The sequence below is a fragment of the Pseudomonas graminis genome, assembly GCF_004364335.1.
GTDB lineage: Bacteria > Pseudomonadota > Gammaproteobacteria > Pseudomonadales > Pseudomonadaceae > Aquipseudomonas > Aquipseudomonas graminis_D.
In genome coordinates this window covers 263,061-280,961 of the sequence record NZ_SOCR01000003.1, presented here as the reverse complement: position 1 = coordinate 280,961, position 17,901 = coordinate 263,061, and the positions used below count along the sequence as shown (strand labels likewise).

14 protein-coding genes are annotated in these 17,901 nt (G+C 60.5%); 5 read left to right on the top strand and 9 right to left on the bottom strand.

The features are described 5' to 3' along the window. The first annotated feature begins 15 nt into the window (after positions 1 to 15). Positions 16 to 1,581, top strand: coding sequence for an AmpG family muropeptide MFS transporter (locus EC919_RS06330; RefSeq protein WP_133772239.1), 1,566 nt, complete (start codon positions 16 to 18; stop codon positions 1,579 to 1,581). A gap of 232 nt (positions 1,582 to 1,813) precedes the next feature. On the opposite strand, the gene EC919_RS06325 is transcribed toward EC919_RS06330, so the two are convergent. Next, complete coding sequence (locus tag EC919_RS06325; RefSeq protein ID WP_133772600.1) at positions 1,814 to 2,662, bottom strand: mechanosensitive ion channel family protein; 849 nt, start codon at positions 2,660 to 2,662, stop codon at positions 1,814 to 1,816. Between the two features lie 152 nt (positions 2,663 to 2,814). Then, a complete protein-coding gene (locus tag EC919_RS06320; protein ID WP_133772237.1) occupies positions 2,815 to 3,300 on the bottom strand; it encodes a YajQ family cyclic di-GMP-binding protein in 486 nt (161 codons plus the stop codon). A gap of 172 nt (positions 3,301 to 3,472) precedes the next feature. On the opposite strand from EC919_RS06320, the gene EC919_RS06315 reads away from it, so the two are divergent. The 3 genes from EC919_RS06315 (at position 3,473) to EC919_RS06305 (ending at position 7,087) form a co-directional block, all read left to right on the top strand. Next, complete coding sequence (locus tag EC919_RS06315) at positions 3,473 to 4,393, top strand: putative 2-dehydropantoate 2-reductase (protein ID WP_243842209.1); 921 nt, start codon at positions 3,473 to 3,475, stop codon at positions 4,391 to 4,393. A 62-nt stretch (positions 4,394 to 4,455) separates the two neighbouring features. After that, positions 4,456 to 6,504 carry a sensor histidine kinase gene (locus EC919_RS06310; protein WP_133772235.1) on the top strand — a complete coding sequence of 683 codons (2,049 nt, stop codon included), beginning with the start codon at positions 4,456 to 4,458 and terminating at the stop codon, positions 6,502 to 6,504. Between the two features lie 4 nt (positions 6,505 to 6,508). After that, positions 6,509 to 7,087, top strand: a complete 579-nt coding sequence (locus EC919_RS06305; protein ID WP_133772233.1) for a cob(I)yrinic acid a,c-diamide adenosyltransferase — start codon at positions 6,509 to 6,511, stop codon at positions 7,085 to 7,087. A 238-nt stretch (positions 7,088 to 7,325) separates the two neighbouring features. Here the strand turns inward: EC919_RS06305 and EC919_RS06300 are convergent, their stop codons facing one another. From EC919_RS06300 to secA, 4 genes are all read right to left on the bottom strand, one after another. Further along, positions 7,326 to 8,270 (bottom strand): Nudix family hydrolase, encoded by a 945-nt coding sequence (locus tag EC919_RS06300; protein WP_133772231.1) that lies wholly within the window; start codon positions 8,268 to 8,270, stop codon positions 7,326 to 7,328. Positions 8,271 to 8,272: 2 nt separating this feature from the next. After that, positions 8,273 to 8,899 carry a glutathione S-transferase family protein gene (locus tag EC919_RS06295; RefSeq protein ID WP_133772229.1) on the bottom strand — a complete coding sequence of 209 codons (627 nt, stop codon included), beginning with the start codon at positions 8,897 to 8,899 and terminating at the stop codon, positions 8,273 to 8,275. A 38-nt stretch (positions 8,900 to 8,937) separates the two neighbouring features. After that, positions 8,938 to 10,155 (bottom strand): bifunctional glutamate N-acetyltransferase/amino-acid acetyltransferase ArgJ, encoded by a 1,218-nt coding sequence (argJ, locus tag EC919_RS06290; protein WP_133772227.1) that lies wholly within the window; start codon positions 10,153 to 10,155, stop codon positions 8,938 to 8,940. Between the two features lie 135 nt (positions 10,156 to 10,290). Further along, positions 10,291 to 13,041, bottom strand: coding sequence for a preprotein translocase subunit SecA (gene secA / locus EC919_RS06285; RefSeq protein WP_133772225.1), 2,751 nt, complete (start codon positions 13,039 to 13,041; stop codon positions 10,291 to 10,293). 320 nt (positions 13,042 to 13,361) lie between these two features. Between secA and EC919_RS06280 the strand changes: the two genes are divergently transcribed. Continuing rightward, positions 13,362 to 13,829 carry a DUF721 domain-containing protein gene (locus tag EC919_RS06280; protein ID WP_133772223.1) on the top strand — a complete coding sequence of 156 codons (468 nt, stop codon included), beginning with the start codon at positions 13,362 to 13,364 and terminating at the stop codon, positions 13,827 to 13,829. A gap of 523 nt (positions 13,830 to 14,352) precedes the next feature. On the opposite strand, the gene lpxC is transcribed toward EC919_RS06280, so the two are convergent. The 3 genes from lpxC to ftsA form a co-directional block, all read right to left on the bottom strand. Further along, entirely contained in the window at positions 14,353 to 15,264 is a 912-nt protein-coding gene (lpxC, locus tag EC919_RS06275; protein WP_065992158.1) for a UDP-3-O-acyl-N-acetylglucosamine deacetylase, read from the bottom strand. A gap of 112 nt (positions 15,265 to 15,376) precedes the next feature. After that, entirely contained in the window at positions 15,377 to 16,567 is a 1,191-nt protein-coding gene (gene ftsZ, locus EC919_RS06270; RefSeq protein WP_133772221.1) for a cell division protein FtsZ, read from the bottom strand. A 63-nt stretch (positions 16,568 to 16,630) separates the two neighbouring features. Continuing rightward, a complete protein-coding gene (gene ftsA / locus EC919_RS06265) occupies positions 16,631 to 17,890 on the bottom strand; it encodes a cell division protein FtsA (RefSeq protein ID WP_037014678.1) in 1,260 nt (419 codons plus the stop codon). Between the last annotated feature and the right edge of the window lie 11 nt (positions 17,891 to 17,901).

Sequence of the window (17,901 nt, the reverse complement as noted above, 5' to 3'; positions counted from 1 at the left end):
GGCAGATTCCAGCCCATGCCCCGCAAAACCTGGCGCGCCGCGCTCGCCGCATATGCCAGCCCCTCCACGTTTGTGCTCCTGTTGCTCGGCTTTGCCGCGGGCATGCCCTACATGTTGGTGTTCTCAACGCTTTCAGTCTGGCTGCGTGAAGCCGGCGTCGCGCGTGAAACCATTGGCTACGCCAGCCTGATCGGTCTGGCCTATGCCTTTAAGTGGGTCTGGTCGCCGCTGCTCGATCAATGGAGCCTGCCGTTGTTGGGCCGGCTCGGCCGACGTCGCTCATGGCTGGTGCTTTCGCAATCGCTGGTGACCCTGGGCCTGATCGGCATGGGGTTCTGTGATCCGCAGCAGCATCTGTCGTGGTTGATTGCGATTGCGGTGCTGGTCGCGTTTTCATCCGCGACCCAAGACATCGCCATCGACGCTTACCGCCTGGAAATCGCCAGCGACAGCCAGCAAGCGACCCTCGCCGCCAGCTACATGGCCGGCTATCGCGTCGCCGCCCTCCTCGCCACTGCCGGCGCGTTGTACTTCGCCGAAGGCTTCGGTTCGACCGGCTTCGCCTACAAACACTCGGCCTGGGCCGGCACGTACGTGCTGTTCGGCCTGCTCATGGTGCCGGCGCTGATCACCAGCCTGATCATGCGTGAGCCGTCCGTGCCGATCCGTACCCAGCTGTCAGCCGTACGCTACGGCTTCGCCCATCAACTGGCCTCGGTGTTCGTGCTGATCATTCTGCTGGTCTCGGTGCCGGCCATGTTCACCCAGCTGTACAACACCGATTTCGCCAGCGTGCTGTTTCAGGGGACGACCTGGAAAGACCTGCTGATGGAAGACCGCGCTTTCCTGCGCGCGATTCTCTACACACTGCTCACCGTGGCCTGCCTGTCGTCCATGGGCCGCCGCGGTCTGGCGCCGGTGCTGACGCCGATCAACGACTTCATCCTGCGTTATCGCTGGCAGGCCTTTCTGCTGTTGGGCCTGATTGCGACGTATCGGATGTCCGACACGGTCATGGGCGTGATGGCGAACGTGTTCTACATCGACCAGGGTTTCACCAAGGATCAGATTGCCAGCGTCAGCAAGATCTTCGGCCTGGTGATGACGCTGGCCGGCGCGGCGTTTGGCGGCCTGGCGATCGTGCGTTTCGGCATTCTGCCGATCCTGTTCATCGGCGGCATCACGTCGGCGGCCACCAACCTGCTGTTCCTGATGCTGGCCGACATGGGCCCGAACCTGAAAATGCTGATCGTCACGATCTCGCTGGACAACTTCAGCTCGGGCCTCGCGACATCGGCGTTCGTGGCGTACCTGTCGAGCCTGACCAACCTCAAGTTTTCGGCCACTCAATACGCGCTGCTCAGCTCGATCATGCTGCTGTTGCCGCGTCTGATCGGGGGTTATTCCGGGGTCATGGTGGAAAAGCTGGGGTATCACAACTTCTTCCTGGCAACCGCGCTGATGGGCGTGCCGACGCTGTTCATGATCGCCCTGCACTGGGCGCAGGAAGCACGCCGGGAGGCGCGGGAAGAAGCGGAAGAAAGCGAAGAACCTGCCAAGCCTGCGGATTCAATTCTATAAGGCGCTGGCGAACCTCATTCTGTAGGAGCCGGCTTGCTGGCGAACGCGGTAGGTCAGGTACCCGCAATGGTGAGGGACATACCCGGTTCGCCAGCAAGCCGGCTCCCACAAAGCCATTCGAGACCCGATCAATCAGATGGCGACACTTGGCCCTGCAAAACATGGCGGACCCACTCAACAAAAAGCCCCGCACTCTCACGAGTCGGGGCTTTTTGTTTTCTGCGATCGAGCGTTACGCCTTTGCGGGCTGCTCGTCCTGCACCACACGAATCACCCGTTGCGGGAACGGGATGTCGATGTTGGCCGCGCGCAGGCGGTCGCGGATTTCCGCGTTGAAGCGGTTCGACACGTCACCGAAATCACCGGTTTTGGTCCACACACGCAGGGACACGGTAATCGAGCTGTCGCCCAGTGCCGCGACCACCGCCTGTGGCGCCGGGTCCTGCAAGATGCGCGGATCATCCGCCATGTCCATCAACACTTGCAGCGCCTGCTTGAGGTCAGCGTCGTAGTCGATGCCCACGTCAAAGGTGATCTTGCGCGTCGGCTGGCGGTTGGTGTTGGTGATAATGCCGTTGGACAGGTTGCCGTTGGGCAGGATCACCGTCTTGTTGTCACCGGTGCGCAACACGGTGTGGAAGATCTGAATCCCGTCCACGGTGCCAGATACACCCTGCGCTTCAATCCAGTCGCCAATGCGAAACGGACGGAACAGCAGAATCAACACGCCGCCAGCGAAGTTCGCCAGGCTGCCCTGCAAGGCCAGGCCGATGGCCAGACCCGCCGCACCGATCGCAGCGACGAATGAGGTGGTTTCAACCCCGATCATCGAGGCAACGCTGACGATCAGCAGGATCTTCAGAATGATGTTGGTGATGCTGCTGATGAAGCCCTGCAACGCCAGGTCGACGTGACGCAGCGCCAACAGCGCTCCCACGCGGGAAGTCAGTCTATTGATCAGCCACCAGCCGACCAGCAGGACGACCACTGCCAGCAGCACCTTGCTGCCGTATTGCATGACCATCGGGATCCAGGCCTGAGACGCTTTCACCAGATGGTCTACCTGGCCGTTTAAATCCAAGTCCATCTATTTCTCCTCGGGGTCGCGACATGGAAGGCTGAAGCAACGGTGCCGAGTGGGCCCGTTATTTCAGCGAGACCTGCATTCGGACGCACAGGAACCCCTCGGGTTCCTGTGCCAACATGAAATCGCAGGGCAAATCGCGGGGGGAATCAGTCGCGGAAGTTGTTGAATTGCAGCGGCATGCCGAATTCATGACCACGCAGGGCGGCGATTGCTTCTTGCAAGTCATCACGCTTCTTGCCGGTAACGCGCACTTGCTCGCCTTGAATCGCGGCCTGAACCTTGAGCTTGGCCTCTTTGATGTGAGCGACGATCCTCTTCGCCAACTCCTTGTCGATGCCTTCCTTGAGGGTGGCTTCCTGCTTCATGACCTTGCCGGACGCGAAGGGATCTTTCAGTTCCAGGCACTGCACATCGATCTTGCGCTTGACCAGGGCCAGTTTGAGGATCTCGATCATCGCTTCCAGCTGAAAACCTTCTTCAGCGGTCATCTTGATCAGCAGGTCTTTTTCCGTGAACTCGAAGCTGCCCTTGCCTTTGAGGTCGTAGCGGCGGTCCAGCTCTTTGATGGCGTTGTCGACGGCATTCGTGACTTCGTGTTTATCCAGTTCGGACACTACGTCGAACGAGGGCATGTAGATTCTCCAATTGATACGGCGCGGCTCAACATGTGGATGGAGCACGCCTGACTTGACGGTATGAAAGCCCGGTCATTATAACGAGACTTTTCCCACGTTCATGTGAGCCTGCGATGTTGATTTCGTTTTCCTTGCGCACCGAGATCTTCGTCATCGGGCGTCATTTCTTTTGAAATCCGTGTGCTGGCACGTTCTGGGCGCGGGCAGTCTGGGCAGTCTCTGGGCCACGCGACTGGCGCGGGCGGGTCTGCCGGTGCGGCTGATCGTGCGCGACGAGGCCCGACTGGCGGCCTACAACACGCAAGCCGGTCTGGCGCTCAACGAAAACGGTCAACGCCAGAGGTTTGCCATCCCGGCGCAGACGGTCAGCGCAGATGAACCCATCCAGCGCCTGCTGGTGGCGTGCAAAGCCTACGACGCTGAACGCGCGGTTGCAGCCGTCGCCCATCGCCTGACCGACAAGGCTGACGTGTTGCTCCTGCAAAACGGTCTCGGCAGCCAGGACGCCGTGGCCGCGTCGATTCCTGGTGCACGCTGCATCTTTGTCTCCAGCACCGAAGGCGCCTACCGCGATGAAGACTGGAGCGTGGTGTTCGCCGGACAGGGTTCCAACTGGCTGGGCGACACACAGCACGGCACGGCGCCGGCCTGGCTGGACGAACTCAAGCAGGCGGGCATCCCCCATCAGTGGACAGCTGACATCGCCGAACGCCTCTGGCGCAAGCTTGCGCTCAACTGCGCGATCAACCCACTGACCGTGTTGCACCAATGCCGCAACGGCGAGCTGCAGGCTCATGGGGAAGAAGTCACTGCGCTATGCGTCGAACTCGGCCACGTGTTGCACTGCTGCGGTCAGCCCGGCGCGGCTGATGGTTTGCTGGAGCAAGTGCACCAGGTGATTGCCGCCACCGCCGGGAATTACTCCTCGATGTATCAGGACGTCGCTCAGGGCCGTCGCACCGAGATCCGCTACCTGCTCGGGCAGGTCTGCACCACGGCGGCGGCCCTCGATTGTGCCGCACCAACGCTCAACCAGCTACGCTTGCGGTTGATCGAACACCTCAACGCCCGGGGCCTGCCCAGCGACTGACGGGTTTGCTCAGGGGCGGAACAGCGCTAACCTGCCCGCTCCTCATTCCGGTGACCTGCCCCATGCCATTGCGCCAGCGCCTCGAAAACCTCCCGGTTGGTCAAAAGCTTCTGGCCGCCTTGCTGGTGTTGCTGACCACCGTGCTGGTGGTCGCCAACCTGACCTTCATCAGCGCCGCCTATTACATTTCCCAGGAAGCGATGGCGCCCCAGGCATTGCAAACGATCGGTCGGCTGATCAGCAATCCCGGGTTGTCCGAGCAAGCCCTGTCCTCGACCTACAACGCCCAGGCGCTGCTCAAGGAACTGAAAAACTACGGCCCGTTGCGCGCGGCGGCGGTCTACGACAGCAGCGGTACACGTCTGGCGCAGATGCAGCAAGGTGACAAACTGCGCATGCCTGACCACTATCGGGATCTGGAGAGCTGGCGCATTACCGAGTTTCGCAACACTCAGGTCATCCCCATTCCCAAAGCCGGGCAAGCCCAGGGGCATCTGTTGCTGGTCGCCAGCAGCGAATTGCCGACCGCGTTCTACACCGGCACGCTGACCGCCAGCATCGGCATCCTGATATTCAGCATCCTGCTCTGGGCCGGCGTTGCCCGGCAGATTCGGCGCTTTATCACCGAGCCGATCTATCAGCTTGAAGACCTGTCGCGGCGGGTCACCCGCGAGGAGAACTACGCGCTGCGGGCGACGCCCGGTAACAAGGACGAAATCGGCTCGCTGGCCGAGGCGTTCAACACCATGCTCTCGCGCATGGAAGCCCGTGAGCAGCAGCTCAGACGCGCCCGCGACGACTCCCAGGAAGCCTACGATCAGGCGCAGGGTCTGGCGGAAGAAACCCGCCACACCAACCGCAAGCTGGAGCTTGAAGTTCAGGTGCGCAGCAAGATCGAGAAGAAGCTCACGGGGTTTCAGAACTACCTCAACAGCATCATCGACTCCATGCCGTCGGCGCTGATCGCACTGGACGAGCAGCTGTACGTCACCCAGTGGAATCAGGAGGCCGGCGCCCTGTCCGGCACTCCACTGGACGAAGCGCTCAACCAGCCCATCTACTCGGCGTTCCCGCCGATGCGGGCGTTTTTGCCGCAGATCAAGCAGACCGTCGAGCGTCACACCGTCACCAAGATCGAGCGCGTGACCTGGGTCAAGGGCGAAGAGTCGCGCCATTACGCCCTCACCTTCTACCCCCTTACCGGCGATGCCGGCCGTGGCGCGGTGATCCGCATCGATGACATCACCCAGCGCCTGTCGCTGGAGGAAATGATGGTTCAGTCGGAGAAAATGCTCTCGGTGGGCGGACTTGCCGCCGGCATGGCCCACGAGATCAACAACCCCCTCGGTGCGATCATGCACAACGTGCAGAACATTCGCCGTCGGCTGTCGCCCGATTTGCCGAAGAATCTGGCGCAGGCCGAGCAGGAAGGCACCGAACTGGCGGCGGTCAATCAATACCTGATCGCGCGCGAAGTGCCGCAGTTGCTTGATGGCATTCAGTCGGCAGGGGCGCGGGCGGCGAAGATCGTCAGCCATATGCTCAGCTTTAGCCGACGCAGCAACCGCCAGTTGGCGCCTTGTGATCTGCCGGCACTGATTGATCAGGCCGTGGAAATCGCCAGCAACGACTTTGACCTGACCATCGGTTTTGACTTCAAGGGCCAGAACATCATTCGCCAGTTCGATCCTGGCCTGGGCCCGGTGCCGGCGACGGCCAACGAACTGGAACAAGTGCTGCTCAACCTGCTGAAGAATGCCGCTCAGGCCATTCACCAGCGCGAAAATCCCGGCGAGCCGGGGCGCATCATTTTGCGCACGCGGCTGAACCCGCCGTGGGCGGAAATCCAGGTCGAGGACAACGGCATCGGCATGCCGGAAAGCGTGCGCAAGCGCACCTTCGAGCCGTTCTTCACCACCAAGGAAATCGGCCAGGGCACGGGCCTCGGGTTGTCGGTGTCGTATTTCATCATCACCAACAACCACAAAGGCCAGATGGAAGTGCATTCCACCCTCGGCCAGGGCACCTGTTTCACTTTGCGTCTGCCGCTGGTGGACAATTCGATAGATATGCCTGCACCACAGGTCATTGGTCAGAACGACCGGGAGTAGAGCCATGGGATTTCGCTTGTCGAAAATTTACACGCGCACGGGTGACACCGGCGAAACGGGTCTGGGCGACGGCCGTCGGGTGCCGAAGGATCATCCGCGGGTCGAGGCCATCGGGGAAGTTGACTCGCTGAACAGTCAGGTCGGCGTGTTGCTGGCCGGCCTGACGGCGGCAGTCGCGACTCATCCGGCGTTGCAGGAAGTCATCGACGTATTGGCGCCGTGTCAGCATCGGTTGTTCGACCTGGGCGGCGAGCTGGCGATGCCGGAATATCAGGCGCTGAATGCAGCGGAGATCGAGCGTCTGGAAACGGCGATCGATCATTGGAATGAAGAGCTGGGGCCACTGGAGAACTTCATCTTGCCGGGCGGCTCGACGCTGATCGCTCAGGCCCACGTTTGCCGGAGTCTGGCGCGTACAGCGGAGCGACGCTGTCAGCACCTGAACGCGGTCGAGCCACTGGCCGGGTTCGGGCTGGCGTACATCAATCGGCTGTCGGATCTGCTGTTTGTCGCGGCACGGATCATTGCCCGGCGTGAGGGGGTAGCGGAGATATTGTGGGAGCCTGCGAAGAAGCCGCAGTGATCACACAGAACGGTGCCTGTCGGATTCACTACTGAAGACGGACACCGCTTCTGTAGGAGCCGCCGGGGTGGCGCTCCACCTTGCTGGCGAACCCGTCCGGTCAGAAAGATCGATGGCGCCTGACACGCTGGGTTCGCCAGCAAGCCGGCTCCTACAGGGGTTTCGGCATCACCTTGATCCTGGGGGAGCGCTGAGACTTGCAATCGCGGGCAGGCGCGCTCCTACCATGTGATCCTCTTCAGCCCTGCGGCCAAAACGCTCTGATCCCCGCCACACCTTGGGCGCCACATTCCCACGCTTGCTGACGATCCGTCGGCCCTACCCCGCCCAGCAGATAAACCGGCTTGCTGAAGCCTTCGATCAATTCGCGGGCCTTCTCCCAGCCCAGCGGCTGCGCATCAGGATGGCTTTGCGTCGGCAGCACGGGCGAGAGGGTGACGAAATCCACGCCCATCTGCTCGGCCAGACTCAACTCTTCGGCGTCATGACATGAAGCCGCCAGCCAGCGGTCTTCAGGAAACGGCCGACCTTTGCTGGCGTATTTGCGCAGCTGTTCGCTGGTCAGGTGCCAGCCCGCCGCCGGAAAGTCACCCAGCCATTCGCGCGGCCCTTTGAGCATCAACTGCGCCTTGCCTGCGCACAGTCCGACCGCGTCAACCGCCACGTCACGGTATTTCGGGTCGTACATGTTCGGCGCACGCAGCTGAACCAGCTTTATGCCGCCAGCCACCGCGGTGCGTATGCCGCACAGCAGCTCCGGCGTTTCCAGATCGTCCGGGGTGACCAGGTATTCACCTGGCAAACGCGCCGCAGCCACAATCGGCCTGTTCGCTGCCGGAAACTCGTACTCGGCCAGTTCACGCTGGGACACCCAGGCCAGCGGTTGCCCTTCAGCACCGTGGGGCTCGCCGGTAAACGACGAGACTTCCCAGACGTCCAGCAACACCTGTTTGTCCGGGTAGTCGTGCTTGATCTGGATCAGCGGACGCGCCGCCGTGACGACGATGCCGAGCTCTTCATGCAGCTCGCGGGACAGCGCGGCTTGGACCGACTCATCGGCCTCGACCTTGCCGCCGGGAAACTCCCACAAGCCGCCCTGATGCTGTTTGTCGGCGCGTCGGGCGATGAGGATCTTGCCGTCGGTGCCACGGATAACCGCCGCGGCCACATGGATGCGTTTCACGTTCAACTTTCCTCCAGACCCGCCTGCTGCCAGCGCTTGAACTCAGGCCACTGATAAATCGTTTCGACGTAGGCTGCCGCGTCCGCTGGCAGTTGCACGCGATAGGTACGAAAACGCACGGCGACCGGTGCGAAGAACGCATCGACGATGCCCGGCGTGCCGAACAGGAAACCCTCGTTCACACCCGACACCGCGCGGCATTCACGCCACAGCGCAACCATACGGTCGATGTCTGCCTGAGCTTCGACCGCAATGACTTCCAGCGCCTCGTTCTGACGTAAATCCATGGGCAAGCGCGAGCGCAGTCCGACAAAGCCGCTGTGCATCTGCGCGCACGCCGACCGAGCCTGAGCGCGGGCGGCGACATCCGCCGGCCACAGACCTGCATCGGGGAAGCGCTCCGCCAGATACTCACAGATCGCCAGAGAATCAACGATGGTGCCGTGCTCGCACTTCAGCGCAGGGACTTTACCGGTCGGCGAATGCTCCAGAATCAGGCGCGTGGTGTCGGCCTGATTCAGGCGAATCACCTGATCGGTGAACGCCTCGCCGGTCAGCGCAAGCGCCAGCCACGGACGCAACGACCAGGAGGAATAACGTTTGTCGCCGATGATCAGGTGCAGGCTCATGTCTTGGCTCCGTTGAAACCGGTGGACTCGCTCATGACTCAGGTGCGGTATTCCGCGTTGATCTTCACGTATTCGTGCGACAGGTCGGTGGTCCAGATGGTCTCGCTGCAATCGCCACGGCCCAGCTCGATGCGGATGGTGATTTCTTCCTGCGCCATCACCAGCGAGCCTTGCTCTTCAGTGTAGGTGCTGGCGCGAGCGCCTTTGCTGGCGATGCACACGTCACCCAGAAACACGTCGATCTTGCTGACGTCGAGGTTCGGCACGCCCGCGCGACCCACGGCCGCCAGAATCCGGCCCCAGTTCGGGTCGGAGGCGAACAGCGCGGTTTTGATCAACGGCGAATGCGCCACGGTGTAACCCACGTCCAGGCATTCCTGATGATTGCCGCCGCCGTTGACTTCGACGGTCACGAACTTGGTCGCGCCCTCGCCGTCACGCACGATGGCCTGAGCGACGTCCATGCAGACCTCCAAGACGGCTTTTTTCAGCGCTTCAAACAGCGGGCCCTTGGCTTCGGTGACAGCGGGCAGGTCGGCCTGGCCGGTGGCGATCAGCATGCAGCAGTCGTTGGTCGACGTGTCGCCATCGATGGTGATGCGGTTGAACGACTTGTTGGCGCCGTCGCGAATCAGGTCCTGCAGCACGCTGGGTGCAACATTCGCGTCTGTAGCGATGTAGCCCAGCATGGTCGCCATGTTCGGACGAATCATGCCCGCACCTTTACTGATGCCGGTTACGGTGACGGTCACGCCGTCGAGCACGAACTGGCGGCTCGCGCCCTTCGGCAACGTGTCGGTGGTCATGATGCCGGTGGCCGCCGCGGCCCAGTTGTCGACGGACAAATCATCCAGCGCCGCCTGCAGCGCGCCTTCGATCTTCTCGACAGGCAATGGCTCGCCGATCACGCCGGTGGAAAACGGCAGCACCGCTCTGGCATCCACCCCGGTGATCTCGGCCAGCTTCGCGCAGGTGCGCTCGGCGGCAGCCAGGCCCAGTTCCCCGGTACCGGCATTGGCGTTGCCGGTGTTGGTCAGCAAATAACGCACAGTGCCTCGCACGCGCTGCTTGGCGAGAATCACCGGCGCCGCGCAAAAGGCGTTCAGGGTGAACACGCCTGCGACACTGGAGCCTTCGGCGCAACGCATGACTACAACATCTTTGCGCCCCGGGCGCTTGATGCCGGCGGAAGCGATGCCAAGTTCAAAACCGGGAACCGGGTGCAGCGTCGGCAAAGGACCAAGACCAACAGCCATGAAGTGCGCTCCTTGAAAGACAGTCACGCCATGCGGCACCGCCGACACGGCTCGATTGATTGAAAAACGCCGCGACGGCTGAGCCGGTCGCGGCGTGATTTTACAGTTCAGCTACAGCCCGTCGCGGTTCACGACTCAGTTGATCTGACCGTGACAGTGCTTGAATTTCTTGCCCGAACCACACCAGCACAATTCGTTGCGACCCAGCTTCTGGTCGTTGCGAACCGGCGACAGTGCGGCGGCTGCGGCAACCGCTACGTCTTCGCCCTCTTCAGCGAGCAGGTCCGGCTGATCCAGACCCGGCGCTTCGGCGTGCTGGAACTGCATGCGCTGCGCCAGCTCCTCGGCTTCCCGACGCAGACGCGCCTCTTCCTCGGCCGGATCTTCGCGGCGAACCTGAACGTGGGACAGCACACGAATGGCGTCGCGCTTGATCGAATCGAGCAGCTCCTGGAACAGGGCAAACGACTCGCGCTTGTATTCCTGCTTCGGGTTCTTCTGAGCGTAACCGCGCAGGTGAATACCATGACGCAGGTGATCCATGGTCGACAGGTGGTCTTTCCACAGATCGTCCAGCACGCGCAGCAGAATCTGTTTCTCGAAGGTGCGCAACGCTTCGGCACTGGCCTGGTCTTCCTTCTCGTTGTAGGCCGCCAGAATGGCTTCCATCAACTTCGGACGCAGGGTGTCTTCGTTCAGGTGATCGTCTTCGTCGAGCCACTGCTGAATCGGCAGCTTCACACCGAAATCGCTGTTCAGCGCGGCTTCCAGGCCCGCGACGTTCCATTGCTCAGGCAACGACTGCGGCGGGATGTGCGCGGAAATGGTGGCGTCGAGGACTTCTTCGCGGAACTCGGCAATGGTGTCACCAATGTTGGTCGCAGCCAGCAGGCTGTTACGCATGTGGTAGATCACTTTGCGCTGTTCGTTGGAGACGTCGTCGAACTCGAGCAATTGCTTGCGGATATCGAAGTTGCGACCTTCGACCTTGCGCTGCGCTTTTTCGATCGCGTTGGTCACCATGCGGTGCTCGATCGCTTCGCCGGACTGCATGCCCAGCGCCTTCATGAAGTTCTTCACCCGGTCAGAGGCGAAGATGCGCATCAGGCTGTCTTCCAGCGACAGATAGAAACGGCTCGAACCGGTGTCACCCTGACGACCGGCACGACCCCGCAGCTGGTTGTCGATACGGCGGGATTCGTGACGCTCGGAAGCGATAACGTGCAAACCGCCCGCTTCGATCACTTGCTGATGGCGCTTCTGCCAGTCAGCCTTGATCTGCGCGATCTGCTCAGGGGTCGGGTCTTCCAGGCTGGCTACTTCAACTTCCCAGTTACCGCCCAGGAGAATGTCGGTACCGCGACCGGCCATGTTGGTGGCGATGGTCAGCGCACCCGGACGACCTGCCTGGGCAATGATTTCAGCTTCTTTCTCGTGGAACTTGGCGTTCAGAACCTTGTGCTCGATGCCTTCCTGCACCAGCAGGCGGGACATGTGCTCCGAGGTTTCAATCGTCGCCGTACCCACCAGCACCGGACGTTGCTCGGCCAGACAGGCCTTGATGTCGGTGATGATCGCCGCATACTTTTCTTCGGCGGTCAGGTACACGAGGTCGTTGAAGTCTTTGCGCGCCAACGGCTTGTTCGGCGGAATGACCATGACGGCCAGGGCGTAGATCTGGTGGAATTCGAACGCTTCGGTGTCCGCCGTACCGGTCATGCCGGACAGCTTGTTGTACAGACGGAAGTAGTTCTGGAAGGTGGTCGAGGCCAGGGTCTGGCTCTCGGCCTGAATGTTCAGGCCTTCCTTCGCTTCGATGGCCTGGTGCAGGCCTTCGGACAGACGACGACCCGGCATGGTACGGCCGGTGTGTTCGTCGACCAGCAGGATCTGGCCGTCCTGAACGATGTACTCGACGTTGCGATGGAACAGCTTGTGCGCACGCAGACCGGCATAAACGTGGGTCAGCAGACCGAGGTTATGCGCGGAATACAGGCTCTCGCCTTCCGCCAGCAAGCCGACTTCGGTGAGCATTTCTTCGATGAACTGGTGACCGGACTCGTTCAGCTCGACCTGACGGGACTTCTCGTCGATGGAGAAGTGACCCTGTTTGGTGACCACGCCTTCCACTTCCTCGATGTGCTGCTCGAGCTTGGGGATCAGCTTGTTGATTTCGGTGTAGAGCTTGGAGCTGTCTTCGGCCTGACCGGAGATGATCAGCGGCGTACGGGCTTCGTCGATGAGGATCGAGTCCACTTCGTCGATCACGGCGAAATTCAGTTCACGCTGGAATTTGTCTTCCAGGCTGAACGCCATGTTGTCGCGCAGGTAGTCGAAACCGAATTCGTTGTTGGTGCCGTAGGTGATGTCGGAAGCGTAAGCGGCGCGCTTCTCTTCCGGCGGCTGGAAAGGCGTGACCACGCCTACGGTCAGACCGAGGAATTCATACAGCGGGCGCATCCAGTTGGCGTCACGACGGGCCAGGTAGTCGTTCACCGTGACCACGTGCACGCCTTTGCCGGACAGTGCGTTGAGGTAGACCGCGAGGGTCGCGACGAGGGTTTTACCCTCACCGGTACGCATCTCGGCGATCATGCCTTCGTGCAGTGTCATGCCGCCGATCAGCTGTACGTCGAAGTGACGCATGCCCATCACGCGTTTACCCGCCTCGCGGCAAACCGCGAAGGCTTCGGGCAAGAGCTGGTCGAGGGTCTCACCTTTGGCTATGCGGGCCTTCAACTCGTCGGTCTTGGCGCGCAGCTGTTCGTCCGAGAGGGCGAGCATTTGCTCTTCGAAGCTGTTGACGACCTGGACCGTCTTGAGCATGCGCTTCACTTCGCGCTCGTTCTTGCTTCCGAAAAGTTTTTTTAACAAAGGTGCAAACATATCGAAAGGATCTTCCACACATAGGGATGGAGGGCGGCCCCGTGAGTCGCCCGAGCAGCCCTCATGGCCGCATGCGAACGAGCATTCTACCCGGAAATGGTGGTGAGGAAAGTGGCGTTATTCCACGATGCTGGCACAGCAATGTTACGGGGCAGAAGTACAATAGGGTCATTTCCCGTGACTTCAACCCATGGGGGTGAGAAGTTTTATTAATGTTTTTTCATCATTGCGCCGTGCATTTGCACCTGAAACGGCCTGACCTGAAGGTGCTTCAACCGATTCTGCTAAGATCACACCCTGGCAACACTAGGCACCCCATCATGGCATTTCGTCCCCTACCGGCTCGCGCACCGGCTGTTCTCCTGCGCGAAGCCCGGCCGCTCAAAGCCATCTTCAACCACGCTCAGCGCCTCGCGCACTTGCAGCGTCTGCTGGAAAGCCAGCTGCAACCCGCCGCCCGCGAGCACTGCCACGTCGCGTCCTGGCGAGAAGGCACCCTGCTGCTCATCGTCACCGACGGCCACTGGGCCACTCGACTGCGCTATCAACAGAAGCGTCTGCAACGGCAACTGGTCGCGTTCAAGGAATTCGCCAACCTCACCCGCTTGCAACTGAAGGTACAGCCCGCAAGGACCCATCGAATCGCGGCCGGGCATACGCGGGATCTTTCGGTTGCGGCGGCGGAGACCATCACCGCGACGGCAGAAGGCATCACCGACCCGAAACTGCGTGCTGCGCTGGAGCGGCTGGCGGCGCATGCGGCGCCGAAAGAGGCTGGGCAATCATAAGCTCAGAAAATGGCGGCGCTCGCACTGGCCTCTTCCCGGCTAAAGCCGGTCCTACTAACAACGCGTGCAGTCAGTCAACACCGTATGCCTTAGTAGGACCGGCTTCAGCCGGGAAGCTTTTGATCTGCTTCTGCCTTTGATCTGCTTTGATCTTGATCTTCTTACACAGAAGGCCCAAACACCGCAGAACGCGACTTGGATGCAGGCTGAACGCAGGTTTCGCGGAGTGGGCTGAGCCGCATGGATGCGGCGAGAGCGCCGTCAGGACATGGATGTCCGTTCGGCGCGGGCCCACGGAGCGAGACCGGAGTGAAGGAACCCTGACGAAGGAAGGGCCAAACCAGGAGCAAAGCGTTTTTGGTTACTTTGGGGCGCTTTTGCCAAAAGTGACCCGCCGTAAGGGCGGAACCATAATTCCAGCAAACACAAAAAATGGATCTGTACGCTATCTAATTCAATCATCCATAAAAAAGGCCACCCGAAGGTGGCCTGAAAACATCAAAAACTAGGAAGAAGAGACTGTTTACACCGCCGCAACGGGGCGCATGTAAGAGATCGGTGCGGTGCTGGCATCTTCGAAGGTCACAACTTCCCAAGCGTCTTCCTGAGCGATCAACGCACGAAGCAAACGATTGTTCAGACCGTGTCCCGACTTGAAGCCCTGATACTCGCCGATCAGACTGTTGCCCAACAGATACAGGTCACCGATGGCATCCAGAATCTTGTGCTTCACGAACTCGTCTTCATAACGAAGACCGTCCTCGTTCAGCACGCCGTCCTTGTCCACGACGATCGCGTTTTCAACGCTGCCGCCCAGAGCCAGGTTGTGCTTACGCAGATACTCGATGTCTTTCATGAAACCGAATGTCCGCGCACGGCTCACTTCTTTAACGAACGAAGTGCTGGAAAAATCCACACAAGCCGTCTGTGTACGGTTCTTCAGATAAGGGTGATCGAAATCGATCTCGAACCCTACCTTGAAACCTTCAAACGGTAAGAACTTGGCGGACTTGCCGTCTTCTTCTACGCACACTTCTTTAAGTATGCGGATGAATTTCTTCGGTGCGTCCTGTTCTTCCAGGCCAGCCGATTGAATCAGGAATACGAAGGGACCTGCGCTGCCGTCCATGATTGGAACTTCGGAGGCAGAAAGTTCAACGTAGGCGTTATCGATGCCAAGGCCGGCCATGGCCGACAGCAAATGCTCGACCGTATCGACCTTCACGTCGCCATTGAACAGCGTCGTGGAGAGCGTGGTGTCACCCACATTCAACGCGTGGGCGTTGATCTGGACCACCGGCTCAAGGTCGGTACGGAAAAACACAATGCCAGCGTTCACAGGTGCTGGTTTGAGGGTCAGGTAAACCTTCTCCCCCGAGTGCAGGCCGATACCTGTGGCACGGATAATATTTTTCAGGGTGCGTTGTTTAATCATGGCATTGGCCGCTTCAGCGCGTATCGCGAATTAGTATCAACAAAGGCTGGCGATGATAGCAGACCCCGCCTTTGCTGAACACCAATCACCCTTATACCCCTGATAGAACCCATTAGTCAGCCTGACGACGCAGGAACGCTGGAATGTCCAGGTAATCCAGATCGTCTTGCGGATTCATCTTCGCTGCGGCGGTTGCGCCCGCGTGTGCCTGATTGCGCATCACGGTTGGACGATCCAGATCGCGGTAGTTGACCGAAGGCAGCTCCTGGCGTGCGGCGTGTTGCTGCGCAGGTGCGGCTTGAGCGGTCTGCAGGGTGTTGTCGATGACCTTCACAGGCTTCTCGATTTTTGCACCCAGGCCGGTGGCAACCACCGTCACGTGCAGCTCGTCGCGCATGTCCGGATCGATAACGGTACCGACCTTGACCATGGCGTGCTCGGAGGCGAACGCTTCGATGATGCTACCCACGTCGGAGTACTCACCCAGAGACAGGTCAGGACCGGCGGTAATGTTGACCAGAATGCCGCGAGCACCTTGCAGGTTCACGTCTTCGAGCAATGGGTTGCGGATGGCCGCTTCGGTGGCTTCACGCGCACGGTTCGGACCGCTGGCGCAGCCAGTGCCCATCATCGCCATGCCCATTTCGGACATCACGGTGCGTACGTCAGCGAAGTCGACGTTGATCATGCCCGGACGCTTGATGATGTCGGAGATACCGCGAACGGCACCGGCCAGTACATCGTCAGCCTTGGCGAAAGCCGACAGCAGGCTGGCGTCTTTACCGAGGATGGTCAGCAGCTTCTCGTTGGGAATGGTGATCAACGAGTCGACGCTTTCGGACAGCGCGCGGATGCCTTCATCGGCGATCTGCATGCGCTTGCGGCCTTCGAACGGGAACGGACGCGTCACGACCGCAACGGTCAGAATGCCCATTTCCTTGGCCACTTCGGCAATGATCGGTGCAGCACCGGTACCGGTACCGCCGCCCATGCCGGTGGTGATGAAGACCATGTTGGTGCCTTGCAGCACTTCAGCGATACGCTCGCGGTCTTCCAGTGCAGCCTGACGGCCGACTTCAGGGTTCGCACCTGCGCCCAGGCCTTTGGTCACGCCGGTACCCAATTGCAGAATGGTACGTGCACCAATGTTTTTCAGGGCCTGAGCATCGGTGTTGGCGCAGATGAACTCGACGCCTTCGATGTTGCTTTTGACCATGTGATTGACTGCGTTGCCGCCGCCACCACCAACGCCGATAACTTTAATTACCGGGCTTTGTGGGATGTTGTCTACGAGCTCGAACATGTTCCCTCTCCTTCAGTTCTCTAGTTTTATGTCGCCTGTTGCCTGCCTACCACTTTTTGAATCTTAGAAATTTCCCTGAACCCAGCGCTTGAGACGCTCTAACACTGGAGCTTTCGGTTCATCGCTATAACTGCTACCGGAGCCGGAAAGGCCGGACAGCGAGATGCCGTCAGACTGCTTTTGCAGTCCGTACAGCAACAGGCCGACGCCGGTTGAGTAGATCGGGTTGCGAACGACGTCCGCGAGCCCTTTGACGCTGTGCGGCACGCCGAGGCGGACCGGCATGTGGAAGATCTCTTCGGCCAGTTCGACCGCGCCTTCCATTTTCGAGGTGCCACCGGTCAGCACGATGCCGGCCGGGATCAAGTCTTCGTAGCCGCTGCGACGCAGCTCGGCCTGAATCAGGGTGAACAGCTCGTCATAGCGCGGCTCGACCACTTCGGCGAGGGCCTGACGGGACAGCTCACGAGGCGGACGATCGCCGACGCTTGGCACTTTGATGGTTTCGCCGGCGCCGGCCAGTTTGGCCAGGGCGCAGGCGTAGCGGATCTTGATTTCTTCGGCGTACTGGGTCGGTGTACGCAGCGCCATGGCGATGTCGTTGGTCACCTGGTCGCCGGCAATCGGGATGACCGCGGTGTGACGGATCGCGCCTTCGGTGAAGATCGCGATGTCGGTGGTACCGCCGCCGATGTCTACCAGGCACACGCCCAGTTCTTTCTCGTCGTCGGTCAGCACCGAGTACGCCGAGGCCAGTTGCTCGAGGATGATGTCGTCGACTTCGAGGCCACAGCGGCGCACGCATTTTTCGATGTTCTGTGCAGCATTCACCGCGCAGGTCACCACGTGAACCTTGGCTTCAAGACGCACGCCCGACATGCCCAGTGGCTCGCGAACGCCTTCCTGGTTATCGATGACGTAGTCCTGTGGCAGCGTGTGCAGCACGCGCTGGTCAGCCGGGATCGCCACGGCCTGGGCAGCGTCGAGCACGCGTTCAAGGTCGGCCGAGCTGACTTCTCGGTCGCGAATTGCCACGATGCCGTGGGAGTTCAGGCTGCGGATGTGGTTGCCCGCAACACCGACGAACGCCGAGTGAATCCGGCAACCGGCCATCAGCTGCGCTTCTTCTACGGCGCGCTGGATCGATTGCACGGTGGATTCGATATTCACCACAACGCCCTTCTTCAGGCCGCGGGACGGATGAGTGCCGATACCGACGATTTCCAGCGTGCCATCAGCCGCGACTTCGCCTACCAGCGCCACCACCTTGGAGGTGCCGATATCCAATCCGACGATCATTTTGCCGCTTTGCACGTTTGCCATGGGTCCTGCCT

Excerpts from the sequence above, each read along its gene's own strand:
- ftsZ (WP_133772221.1), bottom strand. The coding sequence starts at position 16,567 with ATGTTCGAGCTCGTAGACAACATCCCACAAAGCCCGGTAATTAAAGTT.
- ftsA (WP_037014678.1), bottom strand. The coding sequence starts at position 17,890 with ATGGCAAACGTGCAAAGCGGCAAAATGATCGTCGGATTGGATATCGGC.
- EC919_RS06280 (WP_133772223.1), top strand. The coding sequence starts at position 13,362 with ATGGCATTTCGTCCCCTACCGGCTCGCGCACCGGCTGTTCTCCTGCGC.
- EC919_RS06295 (WP_133772229.1), bottom strand. The coding sequence starts at position 8,899 with ATGAGCCTGCACCTGATCATCGGCGACAAACGTTATTCCTCCTGGTCG.
- EC919_RS06320 (WP_133772237.1), bottom strand. The coding sequence starts at position 3,300 with ATGCCCTCGTTCGACGTAGTGTCCGAACTGGATAAACACGAAGTCACG.
- EC919_RS06310 (WP_133772235.1), top strand. The coding sequence starts at position 4,456 with ATGCCATTGCGCCAGCGCCTCGAAAACCTCCCGGTTGGTCAAAAGCTT.
- argJ (WP_133772227.1), bottom strand. The coding sequence starts at position 10,155 with ATGGCTGTTGGTCTTGGTCCTTTGCCGACGCTGCACCCGGTTCCCGGT.
- EC919_RS06305 (WP_133772233.1), top strand. The coding sequence starts at position 6,509 with ATGGGATTTCGCTTGTCGAAAATTTACACGCGCACGGGTGACACCGGC.
- secA (WP_133772225.1), bottom strand. The coding sequence starts at position 13,041 with ATGTTTGCACCTTTGTTAAAAAAACTTTTCGGAAGCAAGAACGAGCGC.
- lpxC (WP_065992158.1), bottom strand. The coding sequence starts at position 15,264 with ATGATTAAACAACGCACCCTGAAAAATATTATCCGTGCCACAGGTATC.
- EC919_RS06330 (WP_133772239.1), top strand. The coding sequence starts at position 16 with ATGCCCCGCAAAACCTGGCGCGCCGCGCTCGCCGCATATGCCAGCCCC.